11 protein-coding genes, 1 other RNA gene and 1 pseudogene are annotated in these 15723 nt (G+C 46.4%); 10 read left to right on the top strand and 3 right to left on the bottom strand.

Translation table 11 applies throughout. The features are described 5' to 3' along the window. Nucleotides 1–36 precede the first annotated feature (36 nt). From tpiA to rnr, 5 genes are all read left to right on the top strand, one after another. Nucleotides 37–792 carry a triose-phosphate isomerase gene (tpiA, locus tag C558_RS0125330; protein ID WP_018759097.1) on the top strand — a complete coding sequence of 252 codons (756 nt, stop codon included), beginning with the start codon at nucleotides 37–39 and terminating at the stop codon, nucleotides 790–792. Further along, the gene (gene gpmI, locus C558_RS0125335) at nucleotides 793–2331 is read left to right on the top strand and encodes a 2,3-bisphosphoglycerate-independent phosphoglycerate mutase (protein ID WP_018759098.1); all 1539 of its coding nucleotides are present in this window, start codon (nucleotides 793–795) and stop codon (nucleotides 2329–2331) included. A 41-nt stretch (nucleotides 2332–2372) separates the two neighbouring features. Continuing rightward, nucleotides 2373–3659 carry a phosphopyruvate hydratase gene (gene eno / locus C558_RS0125340; protein ID WP_018759099.1) on the top strand — a complete coding sequence of 429 codons (1287 nt, stop codon included), beginning with the start codon at nucleotides 2373–2375 and terminating at the stop codon, nucleotides 3657–3659. A gap of 218 nt (nucleotides 3660–3877) precedes the next feature. Further along, a complete protein-coding gene (gene secG, locus C558_RS0125345; protein WP_018759100.1) occupies nucleotides 3878–4117 on the top strand; it encodes a preprotein translocase subunit SecG in 240 nt (79 codons plus the stop codon). 161 nt (nucleotides 4118–4278) lie between these two features. Then, nucleotides 4279–6993 carry a ribonuclease R gene (gene rnr / locus C558_RS0125350; RefSeq protein ID WP_018759101.1) on the top strand — a complete coding sequence of 905 codons (2715 nt, stop codon included), beginning with the start codon at nucleotides 4279–4281 and terminating at the stop codon, nucleotides 6991–6993. Between the two features lie 78 nt (nucleotides 6994–7071). On the opposite strand, the gene C558_RS0125355 is transcribed toward rnr, so the two are convergent. Beyond that, nucleotides 7072–8172, bottom strand: coding sequence for a class I SAM-dependent methyltransferase (locus tag C558_RS0125355; RefSeq protein WP_018759102.1), 1101 nt, complete (start codon nucleotides 8170–8172; stop codon nucleotides 7072–7074). A 224-nt stretch (nucleotides 8173–8396) separates the two neighbouring features. Here C558_RS0125355 and smpB point away from each other — a divergent pair, with 224 nt between their 5' ends. From smpB to C558_RS32855, 3 genes are all read left to right on the top strand, one after another. Beyond that, complete coding sequence (smpB, locus tag C558_RS0125360) at nucleotides 8397–8876, top strand: SsrA-binding protein SmpB (protein ID WP_018759103.1); 480 nt, start codon at nucleotides 8397–8399, stop codon at nucleotides 8874–8876. Nucleotides 8877–9131: 255 nt separating this feature from the next. Beyond that, nucleotides 9132–9495: a transfer-messenger RNA gene (ssrA, locus tag C558_RS33365) on the top strand. Between the two features lie 514 nt (nucleotides 9496–10009). Further along, complete coding sequence (locus C558_RS32855; RefSeq protein ID WP_018759104.1) at nucleotides 10010–12790, top strand: S-layer homology domain-containing protein; 2781 nt, start codon at nucleotides 10010–10012, stop codon at nucleotides 12788–12790. Nucleotides 12791–12899: 109 nt separating this feature from the next. On the opposite strand, the pseudogene C558_RS33370 reads toward C558_RS32855, so the two are convergent. Then, nucleotides 12900–13121: pseudogene (locus tag C558_RS33370) on the bottom strand (VOC family protein); the annotation flags it as partial. Between the two features lie 474 nt (nucleotides 13122–13595). On the opposite strand from C558_RS33370, the gene C558_RS0125375 reads away from it, so the two are divergent. Then, nucleotides 13596–14387: a sensor domain-containing protein gene (locus C558_RS0125375; RefSeq protein ID WP_018759106.1), complete on the top strand. Its 792-nt coding sequence runs from the start codon at nucleotides 13596–13598 to the stop codon at nucleotides 14385–14387. A gap of 122 nt (nucleotides 14388–14509) precedes the next feature. On the opposite strand, the gene C558_RS0125380 is transcribed toward C558_RS0125375, so the two are convergent. Next, complete coding sequence (locus C558_RS0125380; RefSeq protein WP_018759107.1) at nucleotides 14510–14905, bottom strand: VOC family protein; 396 nt, start codon at nucleotides 14903–14905, stop codon at nucleotides 14510–14512. A gap of 115 nt (nucleotides 14906–15020) precedes the next feature. Here C558_RS0125380 and C558_RS31875 point away from each other — a divergent pair, with 115 nt between their 5' ends. Beyond that, nucleotides 15021–15581, top strand: a complete 561-nt coding sequence (locus tag C558_RS31875; protein WP_018759108.1) for a MarR family winged helix-turn-helix transcriptional regulator — start codon at nucleotides 15021–15023, stop codon at nucleotides 15579–15581. Nucleotides 15582–15723: the final 142 nt, after the last annotated feature.

Consider the following 15723-nt stretch of genomic DNA (forward strand, 5'->3'; position numbering starts at 1 on the left):
CTCCTTAGGTGGGGAAAATAGAAGGACGTGAAAACCATGAGTAGAACTCCAATCATTGCAGGGAACTGGAAAATGTTCAAAACTGTAAGTGAATCAACAGCTTTCGTTCAAGATGTGAAGGGGAAAGCAGAAGTTGCAGGCGTGGAGAGCGTGATTTGCGCACCATTCACGAACTTGCCAGCACTTGGTGAGGCTGTAAAAGGCACTTCCATCAAAATCGGTGCACAAAACATGCACTTCGAAGATAATGGCGCATTCACTGGTGAAATCAGCGGCATCATGCTGAAAGATCTTGGTGTGGAATACGTGATCTTGGGTCATTCCGAGCGTCGTGCATACTTCGCTGAGACAGACGAAATCGTGAACAAAAAAATGCATGCAGCATTCAAACACGGCTTAACGCCAATCGTATGTGTGGGCGAAAAGCTTGAAGAGCGTGAAGCAGGTCAGACGAAAGATGTCTGCAAAGTGCAGACCGAAGCTGCTTTCCAAGGATTAAGCGCAGAGCAAGCAGCGAAAGCTGTTATTGCTTATGAGCCGATCTGGGCGATTGGAACGGGTAAATCTTCAACTGCAGCAGATGCGAATGAAGTGATCAGCTACATTCGTGAACTTGTGAAAGGTTTGTATGGAGAGCAAGTAGCGAATGCGGTTCGCATTCAATACGGCGGCAGCGTGAAACCGGAAAATGTACAAGAGTACATGGGACAAAGCGATATCGATGGCGCTTTGGTCGGTGGCGCAAGCTTGCAACCAGCTTCCTACATTGCATTGGTTGAGGGGGCGAAGTAAATGACAGCACCTAAACCGGTAGCACTGATTATCCTCGATGGTTTTGGGCTTAGTGACAACTTGGTGGGTAACGCCGTTGCACAAGCGAATAAGCCGAATTTTGACCGGTACTGGTCGACTTACCCTCACACAACGCTTACGGCTTGTGGTGAAGCGGTAGGGCTTCCTGAAGGTCAAATGGGGAACTCGGAAGTAGGTCACTTGAACATCGGCGCAGGCCGGATCGTGTATCAAGATTTGACTCGTATTTCCAAATCGATTCGTGATGGCGAATTTTTCGATAACGAGACGCTGATTAAAGCCGTTCGTCATGCGAAAAATAACGATAAAAAATTGCATATCTATGGATTGTTGTCCGATGGCGGCGTGCACAGTCACATCAGCCACTTGTTCGCTATGCTAGAGTTGTGCAAAAAAGAAGAATTCAACAACGTATTTATCCACGCTTTCTTAGATGGACGCGATGTATCGCCAGATAGCGCGAAAGGCTATATGGAACAATTGATCGCGAAAATTCAGGAGCTTGGCGTTGGTACAATCGCAACGGTTCAAGGCCGTTACTATGCGATGGACCGCGATAAGCGTTGGGAGCGTACGGAGAAATCCTACCGCGCGATGGTATATGGCGAAGGCCCGAAATACCAAGACCCGCTCAAAGCGATCGTTGAGTCTTATGAAAAATCGGTATTCGACGAGTTCGTCATGCCAACGGTTATCGTGGATGAGAACGAACAGCCTGTAGGTTTGATGGAGTCGGAAGATTCCGTTATCTTCTTGAACTTCCGTCCAGACCGTGCGATTCAATTGTCCCAAGTATTCACGAACGCGGACTTCCGCGGATTTGATCGTGGGGATAAAGCACCGAAGAACTTACACTATGTATGTCTAACGATGTTCAGCGAGAGTGTAGACGGATTCGTCGCATACTCACCGAAGAACCTTGATAATACACTTGGCGAAGTGCTCGTTCAGAACAACAAGAAACAACTTCGTATCGCTGAGACCGAGAAATATCCGCACGTTACGTTCTTTTTCAGTGGCGGACGTGACAAGGAATTGGAAGGCGAGACACGTATCCTGATCCCTTCACCGAAAGTTGCAACGTATGACTTGCAGCCTGAGATGAGTGCAGCAGAAGTTGCAGCAGCAGCGGTGGCTGAGATCGAAGCGGAGCGTCAAGATTGCATTATCTTGAACTTTGCGAACCCGGATATGGTGGGTCACTCCGGTATGCTCGAGCCGACGATCAAAGCAGTTGAAGCAACGGATGAGTGCCTTGGTAAAGTGGTTGATGCTGTCATCGCAAAAGGCGGTGTAGCCATCATTATCGCGGACCATGGTAATGCCGAAGTTGAGATCGACGCGAATGGCCGTCCACATACCGCGCATACGACGAACCCGGTTCCTTGTATCGTGACTACGAAAGATGTTACGCTAAGAGAAGGCGGGATTTTGGCGGACGTGGCTCCGACCATTCTTGACCTGATGCAATTGAACAAGCCGGAAGAAATGACGGGCACAACAATTGTAAATAAGTAATTTAAATTAAAATGAATCATCTAAAAGGAGTGTAATTTAACATGACAATTATTTCTGACGTATACGCACGCGAAGTCTTGGACTCCCGTGGTAACCCAACGGTTGAAGTAGAAGTTTACCTTGAATCCGGCGCTAAAGGCCGCGCAATCGTACCTTCAGGTGCTTCCACAGGTGCTCATGAAGCGGTAGAGCTTCGCGATGGCGACAAATCCCGTTACATGGGTAAAGGCGTTCTTAAAGCTGTTGAGAACGTAAACGAAACAATCGCTCCAGAAATCATCGGTATGGACGCACTTGACCAAGTAGGTATCGACAAAGCGATGATCCAATTGGATGGAACGCCGAACAAAGGTAAATTGGGTGCGAACGCAATCCTAGCGGTATCCATGGCAGTAGCTCGCGCAGCAGCAGAAGCTTTGGACATTCCTCTTTATGTATACCTTGGTGGATTCAATGCCAAAACGCTTCCAGTACCAATGATGAACATCATCAATGGTGGTGAGCATGCGGACAACAACATCGATGTACAAGAGTTCATGGTTCTTCCTGTAGGCGCTCCAAGCTTCAAAGAAGCTCTTCGCACAGGTGCAGAAATCTTCCACAACTTGAAAGCTGTATTGCAAGCGAAAGGCCTTAACACAGCTGTAGGTGACGAGGGTGGTTTCGCACCGAACTTGTCTTCCAACGAAGAAGCAATCACTACAATCATCGAAGCGATCGAAAAAGCTGGTTACAAACCAGGCGTAGACGTATTCCTTGGTATGGACGTAGCTTCCACTGAGTTCTACAAAGATGGTAAATACACACTTGCAGGTGAAGGCAAATCCTACACATCCGCTGAGTATGTTGACCTTCTAGCTTCATGGGTTGAGAAGTACCCAATCATCACCATCGAAGACGGTATGTCCGAGGACGATTGGGAAGGTTGGAAATTGCTTACTGAGAAATTGGGCAACAAAGTTCAATTGGTTGGTGACGACTTGTTCGTTACGAACACAGAGCGTCTTGCTACGGGTATCGAAAAAGGTATCGGTAATTCCATCTTGGTAAAAGTGAACCAAATCGGAACACTTACTGAAACTTTCGATGCAATCGAAATGGCTAAACGCGCTGGTTACACAGCAGTTATCTCCCACCGTTCCGGTGAATCCGAAGATAGCACAATCGCAGACATCGCTGTTGCGACAAACGCTGGTCAAATCAAAACAGGTGCTCCTTCCCGTACAGACCGTGTTGCAAAATACAACCAATTGCTTCGCATCGAAGACGAATTGGCTGATTTGGCTCAATACGGCGGTTTGAAAGCATTCTACAACTTGAAGAAATAATTGATTTTCTATTAAAGGGGTTAGCCAGGTGACTGGTTAGCCCTTTTTGTATGCAGAACCGGCTTGAAATGGCTTCATACAGGCAATGATTGGGATTGACCTTGTAATTCGAATGTGTTAATGATACAATAAGAATACTGTTCTTTAATGATGTAACCTAACGTTTTACACATAACTTATCATTTTGATGTGAAGCTATTCTTACAGGAGGTGGAACTATGGAAACTTTGTTCACAATTTTACTCGTCATTTTTTCGTTAGGCTTGATTGCTGTCGTTCTTCTACAGAAAGGGAAGAGCGCGGGGCTATCGGGTGCCATCTCCGGTGGAGCGGAACATCTTTTTGGTAAACAAAAGGCGCGCGGCTTGGATTTGTTCTTGCAGCGTTTGACGGTCGGACTTGCAGTCGGATTTTTCGTTCTTGCAATGGTCGTTGCTTATTTGGTTAAAGCGTCTTAATTGAAGATGAGAACAAGCGGGAGATGATTTCTCCTGCTTTTTTTATTTTATACAGGCATAAGGATCTTTTTTAGGATTACGGATGTCTAAGCGACATTTCGTGTATACTGAGTATATATACATAGCAACACGAATCGATGGGATTGATTTGAGGTGATTTCTTGTTAACTGAACAAGATGTATTAGATTTTATGCAAGAGACGGCATATAAGCCGATGACGTATCAGGAGATGGAGCAGCATTTTGGAATTGAGGATGCGCAGGAATTCAAGGCATTTCTGAAGCTGCTGATCCAGATGGAGCAGGAAGGGAAGATCATTCGCACGCGTTCCGAACGGTACGGTATTCCGGAGCGAATGAATCTCCTACGCGGCCGGTTACAGGCCCATGCGAAGGGATTCGCATTCCTTATTCCAGATGATAGAGAACATCCGGATGTGTACATTCACGCGAACGATTTGAAGAGTGCGATGAATGGAGATATCGTCCTTGTACGTGTAACAACGAAGGGTGCGGCCGGTGGGAAATTAGAAGGTGAAGTCGCGCGTATCGTCAGTCGTGCGGTAACGCAAGTCGTGGGTACATTCCAGAATCATGAGACGTATGGGTTTGTCATCCCGGATGACAAGCGGATTAATCGTGATATTTTCATACCGAAAGATGCATTCCAAGGTGCAGTGACGGGTCAGAAGGTTGTTGCGAAGATTGTTAATTACCCAGAAGGCCGCGCGGCAGCGGAGGGGGAAGTTGTGGAGGTTCTGGGTCATAAAGATGATCCAGGTGTCGATATTCTCTCGATTATTCGCAAGCATCAGTTGCCTGAAGCGTTCCCTGAAGAAGTCATGGAAGAGGCAGCTTCAGCACCAGATTCGATTACAGACGAAGAAATTGCTCAGCAAGGTCGACGGGATCTTCGGGATATGCGCATTGTGACGATTGACGGAGAAGATGCGAAGGATTTGGACGATGCGGTGAACGTGGAACGTCTTCCTAACGGGAATTACAAGCTTGGTGTTCATATCGCGGACGTGGGTTACTATGTCCCAGAACGATCGAAGCTGGATCAAGAAGCTTATGCGCGTGGATGCAGCGTATATTTGGTGGATCGGGTTATTCCGATGCTGCCGCATCGTCTGTCGAACGGGATCTGCAGCTTGAATCCGCAGGTGGACCGCTTAACGCTCTCCTGTGAGATGGAATTCGATGAGCACATGAAAGTTGTGAACCATGATATATTCACGAGTGTGATCAAGACGAAAGAACGGATGACGTATACGAATGTACGTAAAATTCTAACGGAACCCGAAGAACATCCGGAGCTCATGGAGCGCTATCAGGACTTGGTGCCGGACTTCCAGCTGATGCGTGAGTTAGCAGAGCGGCTGCGGAAGCACCGGATGCGTCGCGGCGCGATTGATTTTGATTTCCAAGAATCAAAGGTCATTGTCGATGAGAATGGCAAACCGACTGATATTATCAAAAGAGAGCGATCGATCGCCGAGATGATCATTGAAGAGTTCATGCTCGCGGCCAATGAGACGGTGGCTGAACATTTCCACTGGTTGCGTGTTCCATTCCTTTACCGAATCCATGAAGACCCAGATTCAGAGAAGCTGATGACATTCATGCAATTCGCGGCGAATTTCGGTTTTGCGGTTCGGGGGAAAGGCAATTCCGTGCACCCTCGGGCGCTTCAGACATTACTCGAACAGATTCAAGGAACGAAGGAGCAGACCGTCATCAGCACGATGATGCTGCGTTCGATGAAGCAGGCGAAATACGATTCGGAAAGCTTAGGTCATTTTGGCTTGGCTGCTGAATTCTACTCGCATTTCACTTCACCGATTCGCCGTTATCCAGATTTGGTAATCCATCGTATTATTCGCGAGGTTGCAGAGAATGGCGGAGCACTCACGGAACAGCGTCATGAATACCTCGCTTCTCGGATGAAGGAAATTGCACAGCAATCCTCGGAGCGTGAACGCGTGGCTGTGGATGCTGAACGTGATACAGAGCAGCTCAAGAAAGCGGAGTTCATGCTTGATAAGGTCGGCGAAGAATTCGAAGGTATGGTCAGCAGCGTGACGAGCTTCGGGATTTTCGTGGAGCTTGATAACACGGTGGAAGGTTTGATTCGTCTAAGTGATATGACGGATGACTACTACCATTTCCATGAGCAGCATATGGCACTGATCGGTGAACGTACATCGAAGGTGTACCGGATTGGCGATGAAGTGAAGATTCGCGTTGCGCGTGTGAATATGGACGATCATACGATTGATTTCGAGATGATTGATACGAAGTCCCGAGGAGGTCAGCTGAATCTGATTGGCGGAGGCTTTGGCGAACGCGGTGGACGCGGCGGCAAGGGCAAGAGCAAAGGGTTCGGTCAAGGCGGCTTTGGAGCACGCGGTAAAGGTGATCGTGGCGGTAAACCCGGCAGCGGCAAATCAGAGCGATCCGGAGCAGGGAAACCGAGTTCGGATGCATCTCGCAGCAGCGCGGCTGGAACCAGCAGAGGTGGGAAATCTAGCCCGTTCAAACCAGATAGTCCGGGGAAAAAGGGTGGAAAGTTCGGCAAGTTCGAGTCGCGGGATCGTACACGTGGAGACCGTGGTGAATCGAAGAACCCATCATCGGAGCAAGGCAAAAAATTTGGCTTTGGTTCAGGTAAAGGCGGCTATGGTGCGCCGACACCATCGGAGCCCGGGTCAGAACCAAGCAGTGCCGGATTTGGTCTTGGTGAAGGTCGGAGTAAACCGCGCAAGAATACGTCAGAGAGCGGTATTTTTGTAGGTGAAGGCCAGAGCGCATCGAAGCGACGCGGAAAGCCGAAGAACGGTACGGCTTCGTTCGTTCGGAAGAAGCGGAAATAAGGGGTAACATGAACAAGGAGTCTGCGGATCGCGCAGGCTCCTTTTGAATTTCGGATCGTAATATCGCGGGCGAAGGGGCTAGCGCGCTTTGGCGACGATGCCGTTATGCACTTTGATGGTGCCGTGTCTTAGGATGTCGAAGCCGTTCTCGTACACATAGAGACCCATCTGGCGGATGTCCATGAGTTCGCGGTACGTATGGTTCATAATATCCTCCATGACGGTGTAGAAGAGACGCGTCTTGAGATGTTTCTTCGGTGTCGTCAGAATGGCGTATCCACCAGGTTTCAGGAACTTGCGATGCCAATTCATAACTTCAGGCTTATGCTCATCTGGGAAATGCTCGAGCAGTCCGACACTAATGACGATATCGAATTCCGGACCGAAGGTGAGGTTGCGTATATCATCAACGATGTAGTGAAGATTCATCTGATCTTTGTACCATACCTTGGGATGTCTCGTGGAAGGGTGAGATCCTAGGAAGGGATAGGATTTCGGGAATTGCCCGAATCGATCGGTTCGGCAGAATTCGTCATAGTCAACGAGGACGACTTCTCCGCCAGGATACATGGAATACAGCTGCATGGCTTCGTATCCTTCCGCAGCTCCTAGAAAAAGAATACGTGGCCGTGTGACATCGAGTCCGTGGAATAGCGCTCTTTTGCCGCGAGGGTCCCACACGCCGTCGGTGACACGATGTGCGATATTCCAGACGCTAAGCTGTGCGAGATCACTGAGCGCTGTTCGGACTTCGCTAGGATGAAAGCGGCTGAGTGATTTCCATAAGGATGCCCTCGTAGCTTGCAGCTCCTTCGGGACATCTTTTTCGAATAGGGTATGAAAAGACTGGTTGAAGAGCTGCCAGGAGGTACGAATCGGCATCGTCTGTTCATGCTGCTGTTCCCAATCTCGACGGGCTTCCGACATGTTCTTCACCTGGAAAGGGCGGCCGATGTCCTTCCAACGGAGTTGGGACCAGTCGTAGACGGCCTTGGCATTGATAAATCGATCGAGGTGGACATTGTCGGGGTTACGAAGATCTATCCGGAAATTGGCGAGCTTGTGCGTCGTATTGAAGTCTGCTTCGCTGTAAGGGTAGTGCGGCATTTGTGCTTCATGAAGTGAGTCGCTAGGAGCAGGAGATTGCACAGTGATCTGGGGTTCATGCTTCTCTTGCATGCGTTGTTCCTCCTTCGTTCATGGCTATTACCGTATCATATGAATCGTAGCTTCTAACCAACCATCTGACAAGGCGGTTCGATGTAAATATTTTTCAGAAGAGAGTAAGTTCAATTGCATTAGCGGTTCTGAGCGTGCCTTTCTCCTTGATTTGACGCTGCGGGGTTTGCTACAATAGAGGTCTATAGCATCGGGCGGATGGACGCTCGAAAGGAGTGATTATCATGGGTAAAAAGAGTGATGGCAAATTGCTCGCCCAGAATAAGAAGGCATCCCATGATTATTTTATTGAAGATACGTATGAAGCGGGTCTGGTGCTGACCGGAACGGAGATTAAATCCTTGCGTACAGGAAGAGCGAACATCGGTGATGCGTTTGCGACAATTCGTAACGGGGAAATCTTCATCCACAATATGCATATTAGTCCGTTCGAACAAGGGAATCGCTTTAATCCGACAGATCCAACGCGTACGCGTAAGCTGCTCTTGCACCGTGTTCAGATTCATAAGCTGTTGGGGCAGACGAAGACCGAAGGATATACGATTGTTCCTCTGAAAATCTACGTTCGCAATGGCTATGCCAAATTGCTGATAGGTTTAGGTCGAGGGAAGAAACAATACGATAAACGTGAATCTGCGGCGAAGCGGGATGCACAACGCGATATTCAGCGTATTCTTCGTGAGAAGCAGAAAGTGGCTAGATAATCTTGCCTTGGATAAACCTAGTGAGATGATGAACATTTTGGTGTTCCTTTACTTTTGAGGGTCCAAGGCCGTATAATGAGAATGTAATCGTGAGTGACCGACATGGATATTCACGATGACTATCTACCATGCTCGATTGAAGTCGGTGGACTTCAGAATTATCACTGGTCCAGATCGAATTTAGTTGGTTCGATCGGCGCATTCCCTTTATAGAAACAGTGGTCCTTACGAGGACGCAGACGTTTCTACATTCATGGGGGCGTTCTTGGATTCGACGGGGGTAGTTCGGGCATGAGTAGCGGGTAGTGGGGACGCGACCGCTTCATCAACGCTAAAGCCTATTAAACGGCAAACAACAAAACAACTTCGCATTAGCAGCTTAATAACCTGTTAGCGAGCTTCGCCTCTGCATCGCCCATGTGCCGAGACCGGGGCCCAACTTTAGTGGGATACGCTGTCACATCTCCGCCTGGGGTGTGCTGAAGAAGACAATCAGGCTGACCCAAAGTATAGCCGGTTACGGGGCGATACTCGGGTGACATCAAAACTGTAACTACACCCGTAGAAGCTTATGTTGCGTTATCTTCGGACAGGGGTTCGATTCCCCTCGCCTCCACCAACATGAAAAAGGACACCTCAGAGGTGTCCTTTTTGCATTGTGTGGAGACGAGACAGGGGATCGCCCCTGTCAGGGGTTCAGCCCGCGCGCAGGGAGCGAAAACAAGGGGTCCCCGCAAAGTAATCGGAAATCGCTGTAAGACTAAGCTTCACTTTGTGGGGTTGAGCATGGGAGCACGGCGTTTATATCCAACCTCTAATATCGCCGGCGGAGGATAGGCATCGTGAGCAAGTAAGATGGAGATATGAACATTCCCCTCGCCTCCATCATGAAAAGCCCGACCTCACGCGGTCGGGCTTTTGATTTGCTCGGAATTGTAGACGGATTGTAGACATCAGATGAAATAGAAGTCTATTTTTTGATTATCCTGTAGACGAAAAGTCTACAAGTTATAGAAGGGTGTGCTCCCAAGCGATATTTTTACAAATTACTGCAACTCTTTAACATGTAAATTTACAGTTCATCTTTATACTTAAATCGATATCATAATGTATTCGAAGGGGATTATAACTACATGAACAGCAAGCTGAAGTCTTTAATTTGTACCTCATTCGCCTTTTTCATGCTCGCACAGAGTATGGCGACGGTGTCTGCAACAGGGAACACACCTTCCACCAATTCAACAGGAAGATGGATGTCTGGTGAGTACCATACCCACACCATACAATCGGCAGATGCATCCGAATCTTTTATGAAATTGGAAAATGTACTCGACGCTGCGTTTCGAGAGGATCTTGACAATAAGCCTGTAGAAACAGTCACATCACTGACGTACGGCAATCCCTTTGATTTCATCGTGCTATCTGATCATCTGCGCGATTCACCGCGAGATCCAGATGGTAACAGTAAGCCTACTGCACGTTGGGAAGCGATTAAAGAACAGCAGGACAAGCTTGCAGCGCTCCAATCTACTGGAAAATACGTAGGTAAATTCATTTATTCTGGCTTCGAATGGGACATGATGGGTTTGGATCATGGTTCTGTTGGTATTATTGATTCCAAAAGTAATGAAGTACCCATCGACGCTATTCATCAATTCGAATGGTTGTACAGCTACGATACAACTCCAGGTATGTTTCATTCAAATGAGGATGCTCTTTGGGGACCGAGACTTGATAAGAATACGTTGAAACTCGATAAAAATAAAACATTTGAAGCCATTGAATGGCTGAAAACGAATTACCCGGAGAGTTATGTATTGCTTAACCATCCGTCTAGACATAACGGCAGCAGTACGGGTGTTGTCACTATCGAAGACATTCGTAAGATGAATGATATTGCTCCTGAAATTGTGTTTGGCATGGAAGGGTTGCCGGGTAACCAAATGGCAGCCGGTGGGAATAGATCGGAATTAGCTGACGTATACGGCGGAGCTGATGTCATGGTCGCAAAGGTCGGCGGAATGTGGGATGCCATGCTTGGTGAAGGTCGCCACTTCTGGAACTTCACAAATTCCGACTTTCATTTTAAGGTGAGCAGCAATCGGAGTTATTCAAGCGGTTACTGGCCTAGCGAGTACTCGCGAAACAATACTTGGGTCGAGGGTAATACCTTCAAAGATATTGTTGAGGGTATGCGTTCAGGTAAATCTTATGCGGTTTATGGCGATCTCATCAATGCGCTTGACTTCAAAGCTACTGGAAATGGCGCTCAAGCTGAAATGGGCGAGAACCTACAGGTAACCGAAGGGGATCTTACAACAATCAGCATTCGCTTTAAGAGCCCAGAGCACAACAATTACGCACCAATCAGCCCGCATAATACCTCAGTCACTAATGATACCAAAGTAGATCATGTCGATCTAATCTCTGGAGAAGTGACTGGTAAGCTCGATGAAAGTCAATATGCCAGCAATACAACCAATGCCACGACGAAAGTCATTAAACGCTTTACCCAAGACGATTGGGGACAACCCGATGCCGAAGGCTATTATACTGTCTCTTATAAGGTGCCTGCGGATACAAACCGTTATTATCGTTTGCGCGGTACGAATCTGGGTACAGACGTAGCAGGCTTTACAGCTAGCGGAGAGCCTTTACAAGATCAATCATTTGATAGGGGTAGTGACACGCCGGAGCAGAACGAGGAACGCTTCAATAATATTAATGACCGTAACTATACAGGATTGTGGTTTTATTCCAACCCGATCTTTGTTGATGTCACCGCACTCAGTGATGAGCAGGCAGTTAACGATACGATTACTAGTGTAACTTCAACACTTGGTGATACAAGTGCGATTACCACTAACATTCCCCTTCCTTCTGAAGGATTGCATGGTACACAGATTGAATGGAAGAGCAGTAATACGAATGTCATTCGCATCGACAACAACACCGCGGTTGTTACACGTCCATCCTCTGACATGGGGGATATGAGTATCACACTAACTGCAACGATCTCTCGCGGGGATCACAGCGTAAATAAACCGTACACCTTTATCGTTAGAGCCAACCCTTCTAACAATTCGTCAGGCAATAGCTCGTCATCAGGCAATACTTCGCCAGGCAACAACTCTAGCAAGCCGAATGCGTCTGTCTCAGGTGGTGGAGGGACAGTTACTGCTGATTCGAATGGCAATATTACAATAACACCTGATAAAGGTTACCAGGTTAAAGATGTTACGATCAATGGGATATCTAAGGGAGCACTCACTCAATTGACAGGTATGAAATCTTCTGATCAAGTTGTTGTGACTTTCGAGAAGCTTCCGGAGCAACCTCAGAAGCCAACTGAGCCTGCTAAACCTGTTGTTACTTTTAGTGATGTTTCGAATCACTGGGCGGTTTCATCCATTAACTATGTTGTGGAGCATGGATTGTTCACGGGTACCGCGCCAAATACGTTTAGCCCGAACCAAACTATGACTCGTGGTATGCTGGTCACGGTTATGCACCGCTTAGCTGGTAAACCAGAAGTAGGGTCAAGTCACTTCAAAGATGTTAATACGAATGCCTATTACAGTGATGCGGTAGCTTGGGCAAGTCAGAATAACATTGTCCATGGGGTTGATAGTAGTCACTTTGCTCCAGATCGACCGATTACTCGTGAACAACTTGTACAGATGCTCTTCAATTATGCAAAAGCAAACCAATTGAATGTTAACGCTAGCCAGTCATTAGTCGCTTTCACAGATGCGAAGAAAATCTCAGCTTGGGCAGTTGATGCCATGAAGTGGTCCGTAAGCAACCAGTTACTTTCTGGTAAGGGTAATGGCATGCTGGATCCGACGGGTGCTGTATCACGTGCTGAAGTCGCAGCAATTATTAATCGTTTTATGACTACCTTTAACATGTAACAATAAATACCATTTTCAAATGGACAAAAGTGCACCTTCCCTCGCCTCCATACTGAAAACCCAGTCCCCACAAGGGCTGGGTTTTCTATGTGTAAAGAAGAGAAAAATCCTATTTTGCATGCTTATCTGGCTGATGAATACCAAATACATTTCCTTCTGTGTCAATGTAATACCCTTGCCATGCCATTCCAGGCAGTGCATACTTTGGTAATGCGAGCTTGCCTCCGAGATTAAGAATTTTAGTTTCAGTAGAATCATAGTCTTCTACTCCCATAGTACATGCATAACCATTCATAGCCTGTCCAGGTTGGGGGGAAGCACCTTGACGTTCCTGTCAGGGTTCAGTCCGCGCGCAGGGAGCGAATGAGATGCTTCGGAGGGGTAGCTTCGCGAACGAGCACGGCGTTTATATCCCACCTCTAATATCGTCTGCGGAGGATGGGCATCGTGAGCAAGTAAGATGGAGATATGAACATTCCCCTCGCCTCCACCATGTAAATCCACAACCGCATGAGGTTGTGGGTTTTTGCCATCGTTCAATAACCATCTATGGATTTATACACTTTCTGGATAGCCTGCACTAAGTTAGTCAGAAAAAATAAGGGCTAGTAAAATGAAGGCAACAGAGAGAAAGGATCGCGGAAAATTAGCGCCTTTGCTTCGATAAGTTCATCTGAATAGGACCAGTCCTAGTCTAAAGTCTAGGTTCAGTCACCCCCTAAGACGGTTATGTCAGGCAAATAAGGCGGATATAATGGATTTATAACTCAGAACGTGACTTATGAAGCTAAAGGAGTGTTTGAAAATGAAGGGAATAGACGCGACAGCAATGGCGCAGTCAGGGAAGGTGCGTTGGGTGCTTTTTAATCCAAAAACCTATGCAACGATTCTCTATTTATTGTTATCCCTCCCATTAGGGATTATCTATTTTTCAGTAGCGATAACGGGACTTGCACTATCCATCAGTTTAACCCCAATATTTATCGGAATACCGCTGTTTTTTGGAGTAGCTAAGCTGTTGAATGGGATTGTGAATTTTGAACAAAACATAATTAGACAAATTTTAGGTTTACCTACGCCACCTGTTTCATTAACCTACAACCGACAGTCTGAAGCTGGGCAGAACTGGTTGATGCGAATGATGAGAGGTTTTGACGGGGCGCTATTTATTCGAAACCTGCTACTCGTATTACTTAGATTTATAACAGGCATTGTATTCTTTACTATTATGGTAACGGTGATTTCGCTAGGACTAGGATTGATTGCTCTTCCAGTCGTGCATATCATTTTGATGAATGAAATGCAGCTTGATATTTTAGAGAATAGCTTGTTTAGTTATTTTCATATAGATTGGACCTATAATCAGCAATATCTGTTGTACGTAGGAGTTGGCCTTGTACTTTTTTGGATCGCGCTTCGCGTCGTGAACGGGCTCATGCAAGTTCAGCGCAGAATCATGTATGTGGATGAGCCATATCAGCAGCCGTCAGTACCAGTGGAAGCACAAATACATGCGACGGTTCAGCCGCAATATTATGAGTACCAAGAGGATCAGCCTACTCAAGGGAAGATGCAGCCAGCCTATAGAGAGCTTTAAAAGCTCTCTTTTTGTGTGGCGTGATCTTCTGACAGGGGTTGCCCCTGTCAGGGGTTCAGTCCGCCTTCAGTTAAAAAGCCCGACCTCACACGATCGGGCTTTTGCCTATGCAATGAAAAATATTATTTTGCGTTCTTATCTGGCTGATGGATGCCAAATACATTTCCCTCAGTGTCAATGTAATACCCTTGCCAAGCCATTCCGGGGAGTGCGTACTTTGGTAATGCGACCTTGCCTCCAAGACTAACAATTTTTTCTTCAGTAGAATCGTAGTCCCCCACTCCAATTGTACATGCATAACCATTCATAGCCTGACCTGGTTCTGGAGAGGCCCCTTGACGTTGCATCAAAGCCCCGTTGATTCCAAGTTCATTTTCAGTGCCCGTAACAGCTCCAAAATAGGGCATTCCAGCATAAGTGCTCCAATCCTCAAATGTCCATCCAAATACCTCTCCATAAAACTTCTTGGCACGCTCCATGTCATCTACATGAATCTCGAAATGAACTATTCTGCCCATGATTATTACCTCCTACGTAATGGTTTTCTTTAATCTTTTATTATGCATTCTTTTTGATTCTCCTTCTTCATTATTGTAATTAATTTAGGAATTATTCAGGGGTTCCTGCGACAATTTGAAGAAAATCATTTGGTCATATATAATAAGGTTACAAACAAATAAGATGGTGGACAATATCGATATAAATAGAGAGAATAATATTATTTTTAACCAAGAAAAAATGTCGAAACAACATACTCAATTAGATACCCAATCGTTAACGACTCTTATTTTCCTCATGGAGAGTTCGCATGAAATATTTAAAGAAATAACTGTTCATCTTTCCAAATTTGGACTTTCAGTGGCGAAAGTAAAAGTACTACAGACACTTTTCAGTGAAGAAAAGCCAATGATGCCATCTGAATTAGCGAAAAATTCCGGTGTTTCGAGATCAACGATGACCGGATTACTGGATGGTCTTGAACGTGACGGCTTGATCTATAAAGGAGAAGGGGATGATCGCAGAATTACCCTTATTTCTATATCAGAAGCGGGAGTAAATCTCATGAATACGCTGCAGCCTTACTATGCAGCCCTTGCTGACAAAATTACCAGTGACGTAACAAAAGAGGAACAGGATTTATTGGCTCAACTATTAGTGAAGTTGAAGCGCAGTTTAGAAGGACAGAAAGGTTAATTTTTTTTCGTAAATAGTTCGGTCCCGCATTATCAGGTTACGAACTATATTTCTCTGTCCTACACTTTTCTTCTTTTTGCTTAAGAACAAACATAGAAGTCGTATCTTTTGCTCATATAATACGGTCCCGTACTATCAGGTT

Source organism: Paenibacillus terrigena DSM 21567 (assembly GCF_000374845.1).
In the GTDB taxonomy this organism is placed as follows: Bacteria; Bacillota; Bacilli; order Paenibacillales; family Paenibacillaceae; genus Paenibacillus_K; species Paenibacillus_K terrigena.

Bases quoted from the DNA above. Each gene is read 5' to 3' on its own strand.
- tpiA (WP_018759097.1), top strand. From the start codon at position 37: ATGAGTAGAACTCCAATCATTGCAGGGAACTGGAAAATGTTCAAAACT.
- gpmI (WP_018759098.1), top strand. From the start codon at position 793: ATGACAGCACCTAAACCGGTAGCACTGATTATCCTCGATGGTTTTGGG.
- eno (WP_018759099.1), top strand. From the start codon at position 2,373: ATGACAATTATTTCTGACGTATACGCACGCGAAGTCTTGGACTCCCGT.
- secG (WP_018759100.1), top strand. From the start codon at position 3,878: ATGGAAACTTTGTTCACAATTTTACTCGTCATTTTTTCGTTAGGCTTG.
- C558_RS0125355 (WP_018759102.1), bottom strand. From the start codon at position 8,172: ATGCAAGAGAAGCATGAACCCCAGATCACTGTGCAATCTCCTGCTCCT.
- smpB (WP_018759103.1), top strand. From the start codon at position 8,397: ATGGGTAAAAAGAGTGATGGCAAATTGCTCGCCCAGAATAAGAAGGCA.
- C558_RS32855 (WP_018759104.1), top strand. From the start codon at position 10,010: ATGAACAGCAAGCTGAAGTCTTTAATTTGTACCTCATTCGCCTTTTTC.
- C558_RS0125375 (WP_018759106.1), top strand. From the start codon at position 13,596: ATGAAGGGAATAGACGCGACAGCAATGGCGCAGTCAGGGAAGGTGCGT.
- C558_RS0125380 (WP_018759107.1), bottom strand. From the start codon at position 14,905: ATGGGCAGAATAGTTCATTTCGAGATTCATGTAGATGACATGGAGCGT.